Source organism: Pseudomonas sp. 382, assembly GCF_002759075.1.
GTDB lineage: Bacteria > Pseudomonadota > Gammaproteobacteria > Pseudomonadales > Pseudomonadaceae > Aquipseudomonas > Aquipseudomonas vlassakiae.
The window spans coordinates 115167-135057 of the sequence record NZ_PEMX01000014.1 but is presented as its reverse complement, the minus strand read 5'-3'; the positions used below and the strand labels follow the sequence as shown (position 1 = coordinate 135057).

The following is a 19891-nucleotide window of genomic DNA, read 5'->3' as shown; positions in this document are numbered from 1 at the left end:
GGCCTGGACGAGTACATCCGCTACTACAACCATGACCGCATCAAACTGAAGCTCAATGGCCTGAGCCCTGTTGAGTACAGGGCTCAGGCTGCAGCATAGAACTGTCCAACTTTTAGGGGGCAGTCCAACCTGTGGGAGCGGGCTTGCCCGCGAATGGCAGCAACCCTTTCTATCTGGTCGCCGCCAACCCCGCCAGCAGCAACCGCTGATACAGCTCTTCCTTCAACCCCTGCGGCCGATCCAGCTGCATCCGCGCCAGGTGCGCCTCAAACCCCTCTGGCCCTGGCGCTTCCAGTGCCGCCTTGCCCAGCTCCAGCACCTCGCTCAGTTTGAATTTGCTCTTCAACCAATTCAGCGCGCGCAACAGATCCCGCTCCTCGGCCGTGAAATCCGTACCGAGCGGATACTCCGGGAACAACCGGCCATGACGCGCCTTGATTGCTTCCAGACGCTCAGGCGTATTGTTGCTAAACCGCGCATCCAGCTGAAAATCGCTCGCCAGCTTGCCGGCGCGCTTGGCCTGTTCCATCAACGCCCCCTGGAACCGCGAATCGCTCACCGCCAGCAACCGCGCAATCACCTCGCTATCGGTGTGCCCGCGCAGGTCGGCGATGCCGTATTCGGTCACCACGATATCGCGCAGGTGCCGGGGAATGGTGCAGTGGCCATAGCTCCAGAACAGGTTGGAGCTTACCTCCCCCCCCGACTCGCGCCAGCTGCGCAGCAGCAGGACCGAACGCCCGCCCTCCAGGGCATGGCCCTGGGCGACGAAGTTGTACTGCCCGCCCACCCCGCTCAGCACCCGCCCGTCCTCCAGCTGGTCGGCCACGCCGGCGCCGAGCAGGGTCATGCCGAACACCGTGTTGACGAAGCGCGCATCGCGGCGCTGGCGGCGCTTGAGATCTTCCTGCCCGTACAATTCGTTGATGAAACTGATGCGGGTCATGCTGAACCGGGCACGCTGCTCCAGCGTCATCTCGCGCAAGCGCTGGTAGAACGCCTGCGGGCCGAGGAAGAAACCGCCATGCACCAGCACACCCTGCTCATCCGCCGGGCGGCGCACCACGCCCGCCTCGACCAGCGCCAGCAGACCGTTGACGAACATCTCGCTGCAACCGTAAAGACCTTGGGTGAAGGCCTCCAGGCCCCCTTCGCGCTCGATCAACGTCTGCCAGGGGCCGATATCCAGTTCGTCGAGCAAGGCGCGGTAGCCCGCGTTGTCGCCCTGGCGCGCCAGCAATGCCGCCGCCAGTGCATCGCCCATGGCGCCGATGCCGATTTGCAGCGTGCCACCGTCACGCACCAGTGAGCTTGCGTGCAAACCAATGCAATGATCCTGCGTGGTGACTGGCATGTTGGGGGTAGAAAACAGTCGGCGCTGCTCCGCCTCGTCGATCAGCAGGTCGAACGCATCGATCGGCAGTTCGGCATCGCCCGGCATGTACGGTAACTCGCTGTGAACCTGGCCGAGCATGAGGATGGTTTCCCCTGCCGCACGCCGCTTGGCGATCATCGGCTGCAGGTCGAGGGTGATGTCAGGGTTGCAGGCCAGGCTCAGGTGGACGGGTTTCTCGGGCGTGGCAGCGACCAGTTGGGCGACCAGGTTCAGGCCTTTGGCGTTGATGTCACGCGCGGCGTGGCTGTAGTTGCTGCTGATGTAGTCCTGCTGGGCGGTTTCGCTGTGCAGCAGGCTGCCGGGTTGCATGAAGAACTGCTCGACGCGGATGTTCGGCGGCAGGCTGTCGTTGCGCAGGTCGGCGAGGTAGGTGAGTTCTTCGTAGTCGGCGAACACCCGCTCGACGAACGGCTCGAGGAAGCGCTTTTGCAAGCCATCACCAAGAGCTGGGCGCCCCAGCGACAGCGCAGTGTAGATGGTCAGCTGGCGCTCAGGCAGGTCGCGGACCCGGGTGTACAAGGCATTGACGAAGGCGTTGGGCTTGCCCAGGCCCAGCGGCAGACCCATGTGGATGTGGGCTGGCAACTTGTCGAGGACGTGCTCGACAGCCTGGTCGATGGAGCAGAGGTGCATCGGGGCCTCCTGAATCATCCATGGGGTCAGGGGTTGGACATAAGTTCATCGGGTTGGTTGCCTGGGCCTCTGAGGGCTAGGCGATCTCACACAACGTTGTATTTCTGAGAATCGCAGAGGTCAGGCTAGGAATGGCTATACCTAACCATCAGATTGAGTCGCCTTTGAGCGGGTGAAGGAGCCTAAGCGGCATTCTGATCTCTGTCCTCACAATAAGATTACTGAAAGTAGTGGGTCTGATTAGCATAATGTCAGCACTCGGACGATCGAATTGCACGCCCACTCTCCAACGCTCGACATTTCTTCCATACACCCCAAAAACTCGTCCATTCTTCCCAGCATATATATTGGCGTGCAGGTAGCTAGGGGAAACGTATAACCCATTGCCAAGAAGATTGCGTTTTAAACGGTTTGCATCTACTCCTGCTTCCAACGAATGCGTATGACTCTCCTGGCTACCATGAAAGCCAATCAGCTCGTAGTCAGCAGGCACGCTCTCGGCTTGCTGAACAATTTTCATCTTGTACTTACTGGGTATGTTCCGATAGCTAACGAAAGTCTTTTCTGTTTCCGTGGCCGCTGCGCCGTACAGAGGAGCAGGCAAGTTCTGCTTTTTAGGGAAATGACGTCTGTAATACCTAGAGAACCATCCGAAAATCGGCGATTCACCACTCGGGTCCTGCCGATTTGTGGGATCTGCAAGGCAGTACATGTAAGGATTCAACCCGCCAGCTGAAAATGGACTCATGTTGTCCGGGCTAATGAAACGCATCAATGATGGGTTGTATGCTCGACGACCATTGCCCAACAGATAACACTCTGTTGCAGCATCCACTCGACTACCATTGAAGCCAAGCAAGGTTTGCAAGGCAGAGCGATAGCCATAAGGTGAATAGCCAGGCTGTGCGAGGCTACATGAGTTCTGCGCTGGGAAATTTATTCTGACTCGTTTTGAACACATTTCCCCCTCTTGGAACTTCAGTAAAAATATTGAGTGTTCTTCAAAAACCTTGAAAATAAAACTGGTAGAAATGCTAGTCGTGCATAGATCCGACTCAGCCCCATTGAGGGGCCTTCCAAGCCGTCCTTGGCTTCAGGGGCTTGGGCGGAGTTGATTGGTTGCCTGTGCCGGCCCTTTCGCGGCTTTAGCCGCGAAGAGGCCGGCACAGGCAGCACAAATACAAAGCCCGCCAGAAATGGCGGGCCTTGTGAATTCATCTGTGGCTTACAGCCCGGACATCTTCTTGATGGCCCCTTTCAGGTCATCATCCGAGCAGTCCGCGCAGGTGCCTTTGGGCGGCATGGCGTTGATGCCTGTAATGGCCTTGGCCAGAATCCCGTCCAGGCCGCCCTGATGGTCCGCGCGCTCTTTCCATGCGGCGGTATCGCCAATCTTCGGTGCCCCCAGCAAGCCTGACCCGTGGCAGGCGTTGCAGTGCTTGGCAATCACCTCATCCGGGGTCTTGGCGCCACCACCACCGCCTGCTGCGGCTGCCACTTCCATACCCTTGCATTCCTGGCCCTGCACACACACCTGGCCGACCGGCTCAAGGCGTTTGGCAAGCTCGTCGTTGGTCGCTGCGGTTGCGCTCATTGCCCAAAGGGCGAATACGGCTGCTGGTATGGCCAGCATCTTCTTGATTTGGTTCACGCGAACACCCTCATGGTGGCTAATCACGCCCGCGGCCACGGTAATGCGAGCGTTGAAAAGTATAGCGGGAACCCGGATACCGTGGAACGACCCTACTCTGGAAAGGGGTATTGCCGAAGCAATGCACTGCGCTGGATCAAAAGTTCGAAGGGGTAGCCGCGCTGATCAGCCGCGCAGGCGCGTCGAACGGGTTGCGAAAACGGTGCGGGCGGGTGCTTTCGAAGTAATAGCTGTCGCCCGCTTCGAGGATGAAGATCTCGTTGCCCACCACCAGTTCGAGCTTGCCTTCGAGCAGGATGCCGGTTTCTTCGCCATCGTGGGTGAGCATTTCGGCACCGGTGTCGGCACCCGGCGGGTAGACCTCGGTGAGGAAGGCGATGGCACGGTTGGGATGCGACTTGCCCACCAGCTTCATGGTCACCGCGCCGTCGGAGATGTCGATCAGCTCGTGGGCCTTGTAGACGATCTGCGCGGGACTCTCGGCCTCGAGTTCGACCGAAAAGAATTCGACCATCGACATGGGAATGCCGCTGAGCACCTTGCGCAGCGAGCTGATCGAGGGGCTCACGCTGTTCTTCTCGATCATCGAGATGGTGCTGTTGGTCACCCCTGCGCGCTTGGCGAGTTCCCGCTGGGAAAGGCCCTTGAGCTTGCGGATGGCTTGCAGTCGTTCGCCGACGTCCAAAGCTTGCGCCTCCTGAAACGGTGAGATGGCGGGGGAATGTGAACGATATCATGGCAATGCCGTTCAGTATTTACAACACACCGCCCCCTCAAGCTGTCCGCTTCGGCGCCTTATTCGCCGTGATAGTCCAGCGGCACACGCCTCAGGTTGCAGAAAATCTGGTAGGGAATGGTACCAGCCTGCATGGCCACATCACTGGCCAGCACCTGCTTGCCCCACAGCTCGACCGGGCTGCCGACGGTGGCTTCGGGCACGTCGGTCAGGTCGATGCAGAGCATGTCCATCGACACGCGGCCAATCAGTTGGCTGCGCTTGCCGGCGACCACCACCGGCGTGCCGGTGGGTGCGTGGCGCGGGTAGCCGTCGGCGTAGCCCATGGCAACCACGCCAACGCGGGTTGGCCGCGGGCTGACGAACCTGGCGCCGTAACCCACTGGTTCCCCGGCAGGCAGCTCGCGCACGCTGATGACGCGCGATTGCAGGGTCATCACCGGCTGCAGGCGTGCGGCCTGGGGCTGGTCGGCTTCGAAGGGGCTGGCGCCATACAGCATGATGCCTGGGCGTACCCAGTCGCTCGGGGCTTGCGGCCAGGCCAGCACACCGGGCGAATTGCGCAGGCTGCATTCGGCAGCCAGGCCTTCGCGGGCGGCGTTGAACACGGCGATCTGCTGCTCGGTGGCATCGGCCTCCGGCTCGTCGGCACGAGCGAAGTGGCTCATCAACACGATGCGCGAAACCTTGCCACTGGCCAGCAGGCGCTGGTAGGCGTCGTGGTAATCCTTGGGGTGGAGGCCGACGCGGTGCATGCCGCTATCGAGCTTGAGCCAGATCGTCAGTGGCTTGTGCATCTGGGTCTGCTCGATGGCTTCGAGCTGCCACAGCGAATGCACCACACACCACAGGCCGTGCTCGGCGATCAGCGCCAGTTCGCTGGCTTCGAAAAAGCCTTCGAGCAGCAGCACCGGCGCCTTGATGCCGGCAGCGCGCAACTCCAGCGCTTCTTCGATGCAGGCCACAGCAAAGCCGTCGGCCTCTGGCTCCAGGGCCAGGGCGCAACGCACGGCGCCGTGGCCGTAGGCGTCGGCCTTGACCACGGCAAGGGCCTTGGCACCGGACAGTTCACGGGCCAGGCGGTAGTTGTGGCGCAGGGCTTGCAAGTCGATCAGAGCGCGGGCGGGACGCATGGCGGCTGCCTTATGGTGATTCACAGGTTGAAAACGGTGTTGGGTTCTTCGCGGCTGAAGCCGCTCCCACGGGGGCCGCATAACACTCAGGATCATGCGGTAGCTGTGGGAGCGGCTTTAGCCGCAAAGAGGTCGGTACAGGCGACCTTACTGCTGGTGGGCAGGCGCGGTCTGACCGTGCTTGGCGACTTCCGGGCTGTTGCCATACCGGGAAATGTCCAGGCCTTCAGCACTGATCTGCGGTTTCTTGCGCGCAATCAGGTCAGCCAGCAGGCGGCCGGAACCGCACGCCATGGTCCAGCCCAACGTACCGTGGCCGGTGTTGAGGAACAGGTTGCGGAACGCAGTGGCACCCACGATCGGCGTACCATCCGGGGTCGCCGGGCGCAGGCCGGTCCAGAAACTGGCCTGGCTGAGGTCGCCGCCGCGAGGATAAAGGTCGTTGACGATCATCTCCAGCGTTTCGCGTCGACGCGGATTCAGCGACAGGTCAAAGCCGGCGATCTCAGCCATGCCGCCCACGCGGATACGGTTGTCGAAACGGGTAATCGCAACCTTGTAGGTCTCGTCAAGAATGGTCGAGGTCGGCGCCATGTCGGCATCGGTGATCGGCACGGTCAGCGAGTACCCCTTGAGCGGATAAACCGGGGCCTTGATGCCCAGTGGCTTGAGCATCTGCGGCGAGTAGCTGCCCAGGGCCAGCACGTAGCGGTCAGCGGTTTCCAGTTTGCCGTCGATCCATACGCCGTTGATGCGGTCACCGGCGAAGTCCAGGCGCTGGATATCCTGACCGAAGCGGAATTCCACGCCCAGCTTCACGGCCATTTCGGCGAGCTTGGTGGTGAACAGCTGGCAGTCGCCGGTCTGATCGTTGGGCAGGCGCAGGGCGCCGGCAAGGATGTCCTTGACCCCGGCCAGGGCCGGTTCGACACGGGCGATGCCGTCGCGGTCGAGCAACTCGTATGGCACCCCGGACTGTTCGAGCACGGCGATGTCCTTGGCCGCAGCGTCTACCTGGGCCTGCGTGCGGAACAGCTGGGTAGTACCCAGGCTGCGGTTCTCGTAGGCAATACCGGTTTCGGCACGCAGCTCGTCGAGGCAGTCACGGCTGTACTCGGACAGGCGCACCATGCGCTCCTTGTTCACCGCGTAGCGGCTGGCGGTGCAGTTGCGCAGCATCTGCGCCATCCACAGGTACTGGTCGACATCACCGGTCAGCTTGATGGCCAGGGGCGCATGGCGCTCCAGCAGCCACTTGATGGCTTTCAGCGGTACGCCTGGGGCGGCCCAAGGCGAGGCATAGCCGGGCGAGATCTGGCCGGCGTTGGCGAAGCTGGTTTCCAGGGCCACTGCCGGTTGGCGGTCGACCACGGTCACCTCGAAGCCTTGCCGGGCCAGATAATAGGCACTGGCGGTACCGATCACACCGCTACCAAGTACCAATACTCGCATTGTTCATCCCTCGCACGCGGCGCACCGCTATTTTGTTGATATGGCATGGATGCGCGCAGTATAAGAATCTAAGCCCAGTGCATTTCACTATATAAAAGCCTATTATTGGCGAGAATTCTCGGCAAAATCGCCTTTCACGGAGGGGCATCCCCTATGAGAACCCAGCACCAGAGCAAGCGTGAACTGGACAAGATCGACCGTAACATTCTGCGCATCCTGCAGAATGACGGGCGTATTTCCTTCACCGAACTGGGCGAGAAAGTTGGGCTTTCCACCACCCCTTGCACCGAGCGCGTACGTCGCCTGGAGCGCGAGGGCATCATCATGGGCTACAACGCCCGGCTGAATCCGCAGCACCTCAAGGGCAGCCTGCTGGTGTTCGTGGAAATCAGCCTGGACTACAAGTCCGGCGATACCTTCGAGGAGTTTCGCCGGGCGGTGCTCAAACTGCCCCATGTGCTGGAATGCCACCTGGTCTCGGGGGACTTCGACTACCTGGTGAAAGCACGCATTTCGGAAATGGCCTCGTACCGCAAGCTGCTCGGCGACATCCTGCTGAAACTGCCGCACGTGCGCGAATCGAAGAGCTACATCGTGATGGAAGAGGTGAAGGAGAGCCTCTGCCTGCCAATCCCGGACTGAGCCTAGACCAGCACCTGACGCGTGCTGGCGATGAACTGATGAACCAGCTGCTCGGCTTCGGGCTCGATCATCGGGTCCGGGCCACGGCCGCGTGGGCAGGCCAGGCGCGGCGTGGTGCCGAACAGGCGGCAGATCATCGGCCGTTCTTCATAGACGGTGCAGCCGTTGGGGCCCAGGTGCACGCAGTTCAGGTGCTCCAGCGCGGCATCCTGCTCGGCCTGGGTCTTGCGCGGCAGGCGAGCCATCTCTTCAGACGAGGTGGTGACCGGCCCGCAGCAGTCATGGCAGCCGGGCTCACATTCGAATGAAGGGATCAGTTCGCGCAGGAAACGGATTTTGTGACGGTTGCAGGACATGGCCGGAGAAACACATGAAATTTAAATCAGGCTGAATTATAAGGCCAACTGTCAGGCCTCGGCTTATTCTGCCACTTTCAGAACAGCAACAGGACTTCGCCCATGATCCACAGCGCGCAGCACGCCGCTTCCTATTACGCCGCCAGCAGCGCGCCCCACCCGGACCATTCCTTCCTGCAAGGTGAGCACAGCGCAGATGTGTGTATCGTCGGTGGCGGCTATTCGGGGCTGAACACGGCTATCGAACTGGCCGAGCGCGGCTTCTCGGTGGTCCTGCTGGAAGCCCGCAAGCTCGGCTGGGGAGCCAGCGGGCGCAATGGCGGCCAGCTGATCCGCGGCGTCGGCCACGGCCTGGAGCAGTTTCTTCCAGTGATCGGCGAGGAAGGCGTACGCAGCATGAAGCTGATGGGCCTGGAAGCCGTGGAGATCGTCCGCGAACGGGTCGAACGTCACGCCATTGCCTGCGACCTGACCTGGGGTTACTGCGACCTGGCCAACAAAGCCGAAGAGCTGAAGGGTTTTGCCGAGAGTGCCGATGAACTGCTCAGCCTGGGCTACCGCCACGCGTTGCGCCTGGTCGGCAAGGATGAGATGCACAGCGTGGTGGGCTCCGATCGCTATGTCGGCGGCCTGATCGACATGGGCTCGGGCCACTTGCACCCGCTCAACCTGGCCTTGGGTGAAGCGGCTGTCGCCAGTCGCCTGGGCGTGAAGCTGTTCGAGCAGTCCGAGGTCACGCGCATCGACTACGGCCCCGAAGTCCAGGTGCACACCGCTCAGGGCCGGGTGCGCGCCAAGACTCTGGTGCTGTGCTGCAATGCCTACCACAACGACCTCAACCGCGAACTGGGCGGCAAGGTGCTGCCAGCCGGCAGCTACATCATTGCCACCGAGCCGCTCAGCGAAGAACGCGCGCATCAGTTGCTGCCGCAGAACATGGCGGTGTGCGACCAACGCGTAGCGCTGGACTACTATCGCCTGTCGGCAGACCGCCGCCTGCTGTTCGGAGGTGCCTGCCACTATTCCGGCCGCGACCCTAAAGACATCGCGGCCTACATGCGGCCGAAGATGCTCAAGGTGTTCCCGCAGCTGGCCGATGTGCGCATCGATTATCAGTGGGGCGGCATGATAGGCATCGGCGCCAACCGCCTGCCACAGGTCGGCCGCCTGGCCAGCCAGCCGAATGTCTATTACGCCCAGGCCTATTCCGGCCACGGCCTGAACGCCACGCACCTGGCCGCACGCCTGCTGGGTGAAGCGATCAGCGGCCAGGAAAGCGGGCGCTTCGACCTGTTCGCCAAGGTGCCGCATGTCACCTTCCCCGGCGGCAAGCACCTGCGCTCGCCGATACTGGCCCTGGGAATGCTCTGGCATCGCCTGAAAGAGCTGGTGTGAAAACCAGCGCTACCCCCTGTAGGAGCGGCCTTGTGTCGCGAAAGGGCCGCAAAGCGGCCCTAGCAACTTCAGCGGCGAAGCTGAAACCTGGGGCCGCTGCGCAGCCCTTTCGCGACACAAGGCCGCTCCTACAGTTGACCGCGTCAGTCTCTCCAGAAGGGTTTGCACCCCTCGGTACGTGCCTGTTCCCAGCTCAGCCCGATATCCCGCAGCTGGTCATCGTCCAGCTGCAGCAGGGCCCGGCGGGTGTGCCAGCGATGCAGCATCAGCCCCCAACGCCCGAGCCCTTCCGGTGCGTTGAACACCTTGGTCTGCTGCCCGGCGTCCAGTTCCTTGGCCAACAGTTGCAAGCGCACATCGCTCATGCCACCCATCGCTGCTCTCTCCCATTCAGTGCGTAACCGTGGAGAAAGCATGCGCGACGACAGGCCCGGCAATACAGATCCAATGCCGGCTTATTATTCCCATACAGCATTGGTCCTCTGACGCCTGAATGCTGTATTTTCAACGCAACTGTACTGGTCGCTTCCTACAAGAAGCGTAGGAGTATGCCTTGACCCTCTACTTGAACCTCGCCGAGCTGCTCGGTGCGCGCATCGAACAGGGCCTCTACCGCCCCGGCCAGCGCCTGCCATCGGTGCGCGCCCTGAGCGTGGAGCATGGCGTCAGCCTGAGCACCGTACAGCAGGCCTACCGCATGCTCGAAGACAGCGGCATGGTTTCGCCACGGCCCAAGTCCGGCTACTTCGTCAGCGACCATCGCCATCTTCCTGCCCTGCCCGCCGTCAGCCGCCCGGCCCAACGCCCGGTGGATATCTCGCAATGGGAACAGGTGCTCGAACTGGTGCGCAGTACCCCGCGTCAGGACGTCATTCAGCTCGGCCGCGGCATGCCCGACATCGACAGCCCGACCCTCAAGCCTCTGCTGCGCAGCCTCGCCAAACTGAGCCGGCGCCAGGACATGCCGGGCCTGTACTACGACAATATCCATGGCAACCTGGCCCTGCGCGAGCAGATCGCCCGGCTGACGCTCGACTCCGGCTGCCGCCTGAGCCCGGCCGACCTGGTGGTGACCACGGGCTGCCACGAGGCGCTGTCGTGCAGCATTCGCGCAGTGTGCGAGCCAGGCGATATCGTGGCGGTCGACTCGCCAAGCTTCCACGGCGCCATGCAGACCCTCAAGGGCCTGGGCATGAAGGCCCTGGAAATTCCTACCGACCCGGTCACCGGCATCAGTCTTGAAGCCCTGGAGCTGGCGCTTGAACAATGGCCGATCAAGCTCATCCAGATCACCCCGAGCTGCAACAACCCGCTTGGCTACATCATGCCCGAAGCACGCAAGAAAGCCCTGCTGAGCCTTGCCCAGCGCTACGATGTGGCGATCCTCGAAGACGACGTGTATGGCGACCTGGCCTACACCTACCCGCGCCCGCGCACCCTCAAGTCGTTCGACGACGACGGCCGCGTGCTGCTATGCAGCTCGTTCTCCAAGACCCTCGCCCCAGGCCTGCGCATCGGCTGGGTCGCCCCCGGCCGATATCTGGAGCGGGTGCTGCACATGAAATACATCAGCACTGGCAGCACCGCCAGCCAGCCACAACTGGCGATCGCCGACTTCATTGCCGCCGGCCACTACCAGCCCCATGTGCGACGCATGCGCAGCCAGTACCAGCGTGGTCGCGACCTGATGAGCGACTGGGTAACCTGCTATTTCCCGGCCGGCACCCGGGTCAGCCGACCGCAGGGCGGCTTCATGCTGTGGGTGGAATTGCCTGAACATTTCGATACGCTACGGCTGAACCGCGCTTTACTCGAACAAGGCGTACAGATCGCCGTGGGCAGCATTTTCTCGGCCTCGGGCAAATTCCGCCATTGTCTGCGCATGAATTTTGCCGCGCGGCCAACGCCACAGATCGAAGCGGCTGTGCGCAAGGTCGGTGAAACCGCCATTCGTCTACTGGCTGAAGACCACGCCGGGGCGTAACTTTGCGCCGCCTTTGGTAGTCCAACCCCTTAGCGCTTTGCCGTACAGGACGATACCCCCTTGAGACTCCAGCGAGCCTTGCCTCTGCTGCTGGTGCTGCTGCTCGGCCTCAACGGCTGCGCCAGCATCGGCACGCCCCGTGAAACCAGCCAGGCGCTGCCGGCCAGCGAGTCGGCCTTCGGCCGCTCGGTACTACGCCAGGCCGCACCCTATGAGGGGCGCTCGGGCTTTCGCCTGCTGCCCAACAGCAACGAGGCATTCCGCGCCCGCGCCGAGTTGATCCGCAACGCGCAGGCGAGCATCGACCTGCAGTACTACATCGTTCACGACGGGCTGAGCACCCGCGCCCTGGTACACGAACTGCTGCGCGCAGCCGACCGCGGCGTGCGCGTGCGCATCCTGCTCGACGACACCACCAGCGACGGCCTGGACACCATCATGGGCACCCTCGATGCCCACCCGAACATCCAGATCCGCGTGTTCAACCCCTTGCACCTGGGGCGCAGCACCGGCGCGACGCGGGCAGTCGGCCGCCTGTTCAACCTGTCGCGCCAGCACCGGCGCATGCACAACAAGTTGTTCCTGGTGGACAACAGCATGGCCATCGTCGGTGGGCGCAACCTGGGTGACGAGTACTTCGATGCCGAACCCAACCTCAACTTCACCGACATCGACCTGCTCGGCGTCGGCCCGGTGGCCGAGCAATTGGGGCACAGCTTCGACCAGTACTGGAACAGCGCGCTGAGCCGGCCGATCACCGATTTCCTCTGGCAGGCACCGGATGCCGACGACCTGCGCGCCAGCCGCCAGCGCCTGGAAGTGTCCCTGGCCCAGGCGCGGGTAGAGCGCAAGGCCCTGTACGACCGGCTCATGTCCTACCAGTCGCAGCCGCGCCTGCATGTATGGCGTAACGAGCTGATCTGGGCCCACGCCCAAGCGCTGTGGGATGCCCCGAGCAAGGTGCTGGCCGATGATGAGCCGGACCCACAGTTGTTGATGAGCCAGCAGCTGGCACCGGACCTGGCCAGCGTGCAGCACGAGCTGATCCTGATGTCGGCCTATTTCGTACCGGGCGAGCCGGGCCTGCTGTACCTGACCGGCCGGGCCGACGCCGGGACTTCGGTGAAGTTGCTGACCAACTCGCTGGAGGCCACCGATGTGCCGGCTGTTCATGGCGGTTATGCACCCTATCGCCGTGCCCTGCTCGAACACGGCGTGCAGCTGTTCGAACTGCGTCGTCAGCCCGGCGACCCGACACCTGCGCGCCTGAGCTTCCACGGCAGCAGTTCGGATTCAAGTTTGCACACCAAGGCCATCGTGTTCGACCGGCGCAAGACCTTCATCGGCTCGTTCAACTTCGACCCGCGCTCGGTGCTGTGGAACACCGAGGTCGGCGTGCTGGTGGACAGCCCGGAGCTGGCCGAGTACACCCGCGAACTGGCCCAGCAGGGTATGGCGCCGGCGTTGAGTTACCAGGTCAAACTGGTGGGTGACAAGCTGGTCTGGGCCACTGAGGACAATGGCCAACGGCACATGCTGACCTCCGAGCCGGGTGGTCTCTGGCGCAGGTTCAATGCCTGGATCAGCAAGGCAGTTGGGCTGGAGAAGATGTTGTAGCAACAATTGCCGGGGCTGCTGCGCAGCCCCAAACTCTATCAGGCAGACGCGGGCTCAAAGGCCCCGGGCCGCCGGGTCAGCACCACCAGGCCGGCGGCCCCTGCCGCCATCAGCCACAGCAGCGCATGGCCGCTGATCCACTGGCTGCCCGCACCTGCCAGCAATGGCCCGAGCAGGCACCCGATTCCCCACAGCTGCGCCACATGAGCGTTGGCCCGCACCAGCGCATCATCGCGGTAACGCTCGCCGATCAAGATCAGCGACAAGGTGAACAAGCCACCGGCGCTAGCACCGAACAGTACCCACAAGGGCCAGATCGCCAACGTCTCCAGCAGCAACGGAATCGCCAGGCTGGTAACCATCAGGGTCACGGCACAACCGCTGAACAGGGCCTGCCGCGACATGTGGTCGGCCAGTGCCCCGATCGGCAGCTGCAGCACGGCATCGCCTACTACCACGGTGCTGACCATGAACAAGGCAATTTCGGTAGTGAAGCCCTGCTGCAGGCAATACACCGGCAACAATGTCAGAATCATCGCTTCGAAAGCGGCGAACAAGGCGACAGCCCAGGCGATGACCGGCAAACGCCGGCAGAAGGCGAACAGGTCGCCGAAGGTTACGCTGCATGCTTCGGTGCTCGGTGCGCCACCCCGGCCCAACAACAGTAACGGCGCCAACAGCAACAGGCTGGTCGCTGCCCAGAAGCCGAAGTCATCGTCGGAACCCAGGAAGCCCAGCACCAGAGGCCCGGCAAGCTGGCTCAGGGCGTAGCTACTGCCGTACAAGGCCACCAGGCGACCGCGCCATTGCTCGACTACCAATTGGTTGATCCAACTTTCGCCGAGGATGAACACCACGGTCAGCGACATGCCGATGAGCAAACGCAGGGCCAGCCACAACGGGTAGCTCGGCAGCAACGCCACCAGGCCAATGGACAACGCCCCTCCCCACAGGCACAGGCGCATCGCCGAGGGTACGCCGACCCAGCCGGCCAGGCGGCTGGCCAGGCTGGCTCCGAGCAGCACGCCCAGCGCCGGCATCGCCGCCATCACGCCGATGGCGAACCCACCGTAGCCCCAGGCCTCCAGGCGCAGGGACACCAGCGGCATGCTCACGCCGAGCGCGAGCCCGACACTGAGCACCGACGCCAGCACGGCAAAATAGGTTCCCCAACGCATTGCAGCCTCCCAGGCAGAATTGTCGAATTGCAAAAACGACGAAGCCGGGGCGGTATGAACCGCCCCGGCCATTGGCAGGGCCGCCAGGCGGCCCCCTGGATTACAGCTTGATCCAGGTCGCTTTCAGCTCGGTGTACTTCTCCAGTGCGTGCAGCGACTTGTCACGGCCGTTGCCCGACTGCTTGAAGCCGCCGAACGGTGCGGTCATGTCGCCGCCGTCATACTGGTTGACCCAGACGCTGCCAGCGCGCACGGCTCGGGCAGTCTTGTGGGCCTTGGAAATGTCCGAGGTCCAGATACCGGCGGCCAGGCCGTATGGGGTGTCGTTGGCAATGGCGATGGCTTCTTCGGCGGTATCGAAAGCGATCACCGACAGCACTGGGCCGAAGATTTCTTCCTGGGCGATGCGCATGGCGTTGGTCACGCCGTCGAAGATGGTCGGCTCGACGTAGGTGCCACCGGTCTCTTCCAGGGTGCGCTTGCCACCGGCCAGCAGCTTGGCGCCATCCTTGTGGCCGGCGTCGATGTACGACAGCACGGTGTTCATCTGCTGGGTATCGACCAGGGCACCGACAGTGGTCTGTGGGTCCAGCGGGTTGCCTGGTTTCCAGCCCTTGAGGGCCTCGACCACCATCGGCAGGAACTTGTCCTTGATCGAGCGCTCGACCAGCAGACGCGAACCGGCAGTACACACTTCGCCCTGGTTGAAGGCAATGGCGCTGGCGGCCGCTTCAGCGGCGGCTTGCAGGTCCGGAGCGTCGGCGAAGACGATGTTCGGGCTCTTGCCACCGGCTTCCAGCCAGATGCGCTTCATGTTCGACTCGCCGGCGTAGACCATTAACTGCTTGGCGATCTTGGTGGAACCGGTGAACACCAGAGTGTCGACGTCCATGTGCAGGGCCAGGGCCTTGCCCACGGTGTGGCCATAACCTGGCAGCACGTTCAGTACACCCGCCGGGATGCCGGCTTCGATCGCCAGCTGGGCGATACGGATGGCGGTCAGCGGGGATTTTTCGGACGGCTTGAGCACTACCGAGTTACCAGTGGCAAGTGCCGGGCCGAGTTTCCAGCAAGCCATCAGCAGCGGGAAATTCCACGGTACGATGGCGCCGACCACGCCTACTGGCTCACGGGTAACCAGGCCGAGCTGGTCGTGTGGGGTCGGGGCGACTTCGTCGTAGACTTTGTCGATGGCTTCGGCAGTCCAGTGAATGGCTTGCGCCGCACCCGGGATGTCGATGCTGGAGGAGTCACTGATCGGCTTGCCCATGTCCAGGGTTTCCAGCAGCGCCAGCTCCTCCACGTTTTTACGCAACAGGTCGGCGAAGCGGATCAGCGTGGCCTTGCGCTTGGCCGGGGCCAGTTGCGACCAGACGCCGGAATCGAAGGTGGCACGGGCGTTTTCCACGGCGCGGTTGGCGTCGGCCAGGTCGCAGCTGGCCACCTTGGCCAGGAAGCGTCCGTCGACCGGGCTCAGGCAGTCGAATGTTTCACCGGATGCGGCGTCGGTGTATTCGCCGTTGATGAAGGCGCGGCCTTCGATCTTCAGTTGCTGGGCACGTTGTTCCCAATCCGCACGGGTCAGGGTGGTCATACGAAACTCCTCCTCTTGTTTAGGTGCAACGCCGCACTGAGGACTCACAGGCGTTGTCAGAATTCTGGCCGGGCGACGAACGCACACTGGCAAGCGATACCCTAAACCAGGCGGGGTAAAGTATCAATATATTTGACACGAACGGCCTAAAAGCCTACTGATGTGCATTTTATTAAACAACAAAAGGAGCCGCACCATGAGCATCGCCAGCATCATCGACTTCGCCCAGGTTCTCACCGAGGCCGAACGCTACCGCCCAGCCGCGGAAAAAATCCTCAAGGGCGAGCCGGACCAGGCTGTCTACAACCATTATTCCAGCCCATGCGGGCAGTTCGCCGCGGGCGTCTGGGAAGGTGAAATCGGGCAATGGACGGTGAGCTACACCGAACATGAATATTGCGAGATCGTCCAGGGCGTTTCGGTGCTACGCGACCAGGATGGTGGGGCCAAAACCTTGCGTACCGGTGATCGGTTTGTCATCCCGGCCGGCTTCAAGGGCACCTGGGAGGTGCTGGAGCCGTGCCGCAAGATCTATGTGATGTTCGAGCAGAAGTAACTATGTAACGCAGTCGGCTTGCAGGCATGCAGGAGGATGACCCAGCCCACATCGGGCCATCCTCAATCAAGGAAACTGCACATGAACAACGACGAAATCCTGCAATCCCTCGCTCATCTGATCGGTACGCCTTACGAGCCATCGGTCAAGGGCACCATTACCGAAATAACCGGTCGCCCTCGTGTCGTGGGCCCCAACGAGATGAGCACCCACGAATACGACGCTACCCGGATTCACATCAATACCGATGCCAACCAGTTGATCCAAGGCTTCAGCTTCAACTGACCTTGCCGCAGGCATAAAAAAACCCGCGTCCTTTCGGATGCGGGTTTTTTTTCAGGTCGCCGATCAATTACTTGATCTTGGCTTCCTTGTACACCACGTGCTTGCGAACAACCGGATCGTATTTCTTGATCTCGATTTTGTCCGGAGTGGTGCGCTTGTTCTTGTCGGTGGTGTAGAAGTGGCCGGTACCGGCACTCGAAACCAGACGGATCAATTCACGCATGATGTTCTCCCTTAAACCTTGGCGCCAGCTTTACGGATATCAACCAGAACGGCGTCGATGCCGCGCTTGTCGATGATACGCATGCCTTTGGCAGATACGCGCAGACGCACGAAACGCTTCTCGGATTCAACCCAGAAACGGTGGTGCTGCAGGTTCGGCAGGAAACGACGACGGGTTTTGTTGTTTGCGTGGGAAATGTTGTTCCCGGTTACTGGACCCTTACCAGTAACTTGACAGACTCTCGACATGACTCAGCCCTCTAAAACCACATGCCCAACCCGGCATGGGTTGGCCGCTTAATCTCTCAGTCTTTGGCGCCAGGCGCCGTGATTCTGGAGGTCTTACCGACCGGATCCGCTGATGCGACAGGCCGAGCCCCTAGAAAAGAGCGCTGCTTTATACCAGAAAGACTACGCCGCAACAACAGAAGATGAGCATTCCGCTGCTACGAATCGTGCGCGAGCAGCATAACGACTCGCTCGCCACACTGTCGACCGCTCGTCGCCAAGCACCTGAAAAAGAAGGTGGTCATTTCCTTTCTCGCGCACTAGGGTAGGACGTTTCCAGACTGCGCCGGCAGATGGGCCATCGACCAGCCAAGGAGCCACCATGCGTGCTGCCGCCCTTTCCTTATTGTTCACCTCACTGTTTGCCGCAGGCGTTGCCCAGGCCGCCCCGTTGAGTGTCTGCACCGAGGCCAGCCCCGAAGGCTTCGACGTGGTTCAGTACAACTCGCTGACAACCACCAATGCCTCGGCCGACGTGCTGATGAACCGCCTGGTCGAATTCGACGCGGCCCAGGGCAAGGTGGTGCCTAGCCTGGCGCAGAGCTGGACGGTGTCGGCCGATGGCCTGACCTACGATTTCAAGCTGCGCGACGGGGTGAAGTTCCACACTACGCCGTACTTCAAACCCACCCGTGAACTGAACGCCGACGACGTGCTGTTCAGCTTCCAGCGCATGCTCTACCCCGCCCACGCCTGGCACAAGACCGCTCCAGGCGGTTATCCGCATGCTCAGTCGCTGCAGCTGGGCAGCCTGATCAAGACGATCGAGGCGCCCGAGCCGAACACTGTGCGCTTCACCCTGACCCACGCCGACGCCACCTTCCTGGCCACCCTGAGCATGGGCTTCGCCTCGATCTACTCGGCCGAGTACGCCGACAAGCTGATGAAGGACGGCACCCCGGAAAAGCTCAACAGCCAGCCGATCGGCACCGGCCCGTTCGTGTTCCAGCGCTTCCAGAAGGACGCCGTGGTGCGTTACCGCGCCAACCCGGATTACTTCGACGGCAAGCCGGCGGTCGACCCGCTGATCTTCGCCATCACCACCGACGCCAACGTGCGCCTGCAAAAACTCAAGCGCAACGAATGCCAGGTAGCCCTTTCGCCCAAGCCAGTGGACATCGCCGAGGCCGGCAAGGACGGCAACCTCAAGGTCGCCACCACCCCGGCATTCATGACCGCCTTTGTCGCCATCAACAGCGAACACCCGCCGCTGGACAAGCCTGAGGTGCGCCAGGCGATCAACCTGGCCTTCGACAAGCAGGCCTACCTCAAGGCCGTATTCGAAGACACCGCCACCGCTGCCAGCGGCCCCTACCCGCCCAACACCTGGAGCTACGCCAAGGACCTGCCCGGCTATCCGTTGAACCTGAACAAAGCCAAGGCGCTGCTGGCCAAGGCTGGCCTGGCTGATGGCTTCAGCACCACCCTCTGGACCCGTCCGTCGGGCAGCCTGCTCAACCCCAACCCAAGCCTGGGTGCACAGATGCTCCAGGCGGACCTGGGGAAGATCGGCATCAAGGCCGAGATCCGCGTGATCGAGTGGGGCGAGCTGATCCGCCGGGCCAAGGCAGGCGAACACGACCTGCTGTTCATGGGCTGGGCTGGCGACAACGGCGACCCTGACAACTTCCTCAGCCCGCAGTTTTCTTGCGCGGCGGTGCAATCGGGGACCAACTTCGCCCGCTTCTGCGACAACCGCCTGGACCAGCTGATCAGTGCCGGGCGCACCACCAACGACCAGAGCGTGCGTAGCCGCCTTTACCAGCAGGCGCAGACCTTGATCCAGCAGCAGGCGCTGTGGGTGCCATTGGCGCACCCGACGGCGGCGACGCTGTTGCGCCAAGGGGTCGAGGGTTATCAGGTGAGCCCGTTCGGGCGGCTGGATTTCAGCAAGGTTTCTGTGACCCGCTAAGTTTTTGCGGCCCGCCTTGCAAGGTCTGGCGGCTGTGGGACCGAGCGCTGCGCGGGCGGCGCTCGATCTCATAGGCGCCAAACCCCTCAAGACAGGCGCCTTGCAGCCCTGACCGTATCGCCCCGCCTAAGCCACAATCCACCCATGCTCGACCATCGACAACGGCTCGCCGTCGCCGATGATGATGTGATCCAGCACCCGCACATCAATCAACCCCAAACCCCGCTTCAGCGACAGCGTCAGGTGCACATCATCCTGGCTCGGCTCGCAGTTGCCCGAGGGATGGTTATGGCACAGGATCAGCGCCGCCGCATTGTGTTGCAGCGCCCGACGCACCACTTCTCGCGGGTAGACGCTCGCCCGGTCTATCGTACCCCTGAACAGGATCTCGAACGCCAATGGCCGGTGCTTGGAATCCAGAAACAGGCAGCCGAACACCTCGCTCACCTCATGCCTGAGCATGGATTTCAGATAGCGTCGCACTGCCGCCGGGCTGTCCATTGCCGATTCTCGCTCAATGGTCGTGGCAAGGTGCCTGCGCCCAATCTCCAGCAATGCCTGCAATTGGCCGTACCGCACCGGCCCCAGGCCGAGTTCGCCAACAAAGGCGTCCCGCTCGGCTTCCAGCAACTGCCGCAAGCCACCGAACTTCACCAACAACCGTCGCGCCAACTCAACGACATTGCACCCGCGCACGCCAGAGCCGAGAAATACGGCAAGCAATTCCGCATCGGTCAAGCTCCCGGCCCCACGCTGCAACAACTTCTCTCTCGGCCGCTCTTCTGACGGCCATTCCCTGATATTCATTCCCGCTCCCTACCCGTGCTGCGGCCCGTTTCGGCCCTGTGTTAATCTATTTCG

The 19891-nt window shown here is 62.2% G+C and carries 21 protein-coding genes; 8 read left to right on the top strand and 13 right to left on the bottom strand.

Features of this window, described 5'->3' with window-relative positions; genetic code table 11:
* A partial coding sequence (locus tag CQW31_RS17495; protein ID WP_143524211.1) for an IS3 family transposase occupies positions 1-99 on the top strand: 99 nt, incomplete at its 5' end.
* A 70-nt stretch (positions 100-169) separates the two neighbouring features.
* Here CQW31_RS17495 and CQW31_RS17490 read toward each other — a convergent pair.
* The 6 genes from CQW31_RS17490 to dadA form a co-directional block, all read right to left on the bottom strand.
* On the bottom strand, positions 170-2029 hold the full coding sequence (locus CQW31_RS17490) for an acetyl-CoA hydrolase/transferase C-terminal domain-containing protein (protein WP_099815017.1): 1860 nt from the start codon (positions 2027-2029) through the stop codon (positions 170-172).
* Positions 2030-2177: 148 nt separating this feature from the next.
* Entirely contained in the window at positions 2178-2990 is an 813-nt protein-coding gene (locus CQW31_RS17485) for an RHS repeat-associated core domain-containing protein (protein ID WP_099815016.1), read from the bottom strand.
* A gap of 264 nt (positions 2991-3254) precedes the next feature.
* A complete protein-coding gene (locus CQW31_RS17480) occupies positions 3255-3680 on the bottom strand; it encodes a cytochrome c5 family protein (RefSeq protein ID WP_177332429.1) in 426 nt (141 codons plus the stop codon).
* 136 nt (positions 3681-3816) lie between these two features.
* Positions 3817-4365 carry a cupin domain-containing protein gene (locus CQW31_RS17475; protein ID WP_027917004.1) on the bottom strand — a complete coding sequence of 183 codons (549 nt, stop codon included), beginning with the start codon at positions 4363-4365 and terminating at the stop codon, positions 3817-3819.
* A 110-nt stretch (positions 4366-4475) separates the two neighbouring features.
* Positions 4476-5549 carry an alanine racemase gene (gene alr, locus CQW31_RS17470; RefSeq protein WP_054886751.1) on the bottom strand — a complete coding sequence of 358 codons (1074 nt, stop codon included), beginning with the start codon at positions 5547-5549 and terminating at the stop codon, positions 4476-4478.
* Positions 5550-5696: 147 nt separating this feature from the next.
* Positions 5697-7001: a D-amino acid dehydrogenase gene (gene dadA, locus CQW31_RS17465; protein ID WP_054886752.1), complete on the bottom strand. Its 1305-nt coding sequence runs from the start codon at positions 6999-7001 to the stop codon at positions 5697-5699.
* Between the two features lie 153 nt (positions 7002-7154).
* Here dadA and dadR point away from each other — a divergent pair, with 153 nt between their 5' ends.
* Positions 7155-7643 (top strand): transcriptional regulator DadR, encoded by a 489-nt coding sequence (gene dadR / locus CQW31_RS17460; RefSeq protein WP_003258963.1) that lies wholly within the window; start codon positions 7155-7157, stop codon positions 7641-7643.
* Between the two features lie 2 nt (positions 7644-7645).
* On the opposite strand, the gene CQW31_RS17455 is transcribed toward dadR, so the two are convergent.
* Positions 7646-7999 (bottom strand): YkgJ family cysteine cluster protein, encoded by a 354-nt coding sequence (locus tag CQW31_RS17455; RefSeq protein WP_099815015.1) that lies wholly within the window; start codon positions 7997-7999, stop codon positions 7646-7648.
* Between the two features lie 102 nt (positions 8000-8101).
* Here CQW31_RS17455 and CQW31_RS17450 point away from each other — a divergent pair, with 102 nt between their 5' ends.
* A complete protein-coding gene (locus CQW31_RS17450; RefSeq protein WP_099815014.1) occupies positions 8102-9394 on the top strand; it encodes an FAD-binding oxidoreductase in 1293 nt (430 codons plus the stop codon).
* Positions 9395-9537: 143 nt separating this feature from the next.
* Here the strand turns inward: CQW31_RS17450 and CQW31_RS17445 are convergent, their stop codons facing one another.
* On the bottom strand, positions 9538-9768 hold the full coding sequence (locus CQW31_RS17445; RefSeq protein WP_099815013.1) for a DUF1127 domain-containing protein: 231 nt from the start codon (positions 9766-9768) through the stop codon (positions 9538-9540).
* Between the two features lie 179 nt (positions 9769-9947).
* Here CQW31_RS17445 and CQW31_RS17440 point away from each other — a divergent pair, with 179 nt between their 5' ends.
* Positions 9948-11378, top strand: a complete 1431-nt coding sequence (locus tag CQW31_RS17440; RefSeq protein WP_054886756.1) for a PLP-dependent aminotransferase family protein — start codon at positions 9948-9950, stop codon at positions 11376-11378.
* Between the two features lie 60 nt (positions 11379-11438).
* Positions 11439-12995 carry a phospholipase D family protein gene (locus CQW31_RS17435; protein WP_099815012.1) on the top strand — a complete coding sequence of 519 codons (1557 nt, stop codon included), beginning with the start codon at positions 11439-11441 and terminating at the stop codon, positions 12993-12995.
* 38 nt (positions 12996-13033) lie between these two features.
* Here CQW31_RS17435 and CQW31_RS17430 read toward each other — a convergent pair whose 3' ends face one another.
* Positions 13034-14173: an MFS transporter gene (locus CQW31_RS17430; RefSeq protein ID WP_054886773.1), complete on the bottom strand. Its 1140-nt coding sequence runs from the start codon at positions 14171-14173 to the stop codon at positions 13034-13036.
* Between the two features lie 100 nt (positions 14174-14273).
* Entirely contained in the window at positions 14274-15767 is a 1494-nt protein-coding gene (locus CQW31_RS17425; RefSeq protein ID WP_099815011.1) for an aldehyde dehydrogenase, read from the bottom strand.
* Between the two features lie 196 nt (positions 15768-15963).
* Here CQW31_RS17425 and CQW31_RS17420 point away from each other — a divergent pair, with 196 nt between their 5' ends.
* Entirely contained in the window at positions 15964-16323 is a 360-nt protein-coding gene (locus CQW31_RS17420; protein WP_054886759.1) for a cupin domain-containing protein, read from the top strand.
* A gap of 81 nt (positions 16324-16404) precedes the next feature.
* On the top strand, positions 16405-16608 hold the full coding sequence (locus CQW31_RS17415) for an I78 family peptidase inhibitor (RefSeq protein ID WP_099815010.1): 204 nt from the start codon (positions 16405-16407) through the stop codon (positions 16606-16608).
* A 67-nt stretch (positions 16609-16675) separates the two neighbouring features.
* Here the strand turns inward: CQW31_RS17415 and rpmG are convergent, their stop codons facing one another.
* Positions 16676-16831 (bottom strand): 50S ribosomal protein L33, encoded by a 156-nt coding sequence (gene rpmG / locus CQW31_RS17410; protein ID WP_003253507.1) that lies wholly within the window; start codon positions 16829-16831, stop codon positions 16676-16678.
* Between the two features lie 11 nt (positions 16832-16842).
* A complete protein-coding gene (rpmB, locus tag CQW31_RS17405) occupies positions 16843-17079 on the bottom strand; it encodes a 50S ribosomal protein L28 (protein ID WP_003253504.1) in 237 nt (78 codons plus the stop codon).
* Between the two features lie 361 nt (positions 17080-17440).
* On the opposite strand from rpmB, the gene CQW31_RS17400 reads away from it, so the two are divergent.
* Positions 17441-19030 (top strand): ABC transporter substrate-binding protein, encoded by a 1590-nt coding sequence (locus CQW31_RS17400; protein WP_099815009.1) that lies wholly within the window; start codon positions 17441-17443, stop codon positions 19028-19030.
* Between the two features lie 126 nt (positions 19031-19156).
* Here CQW31_RS17400 and radC read toward each other — a convergent pair whose 3' ends face one another.
* On the bottom strand, positions 19157-19837 hold the full coding sequence (gene radC / locus CQW31_RS17395) for a DNA repair protein RadC (protein ID WP_054886762.1): 681 nt from the start codon (positions 19835-19837) through the stop codon (positions 19157-19159).
* Positions 19838-19891 lie beyond the last annotated feature (54 nt).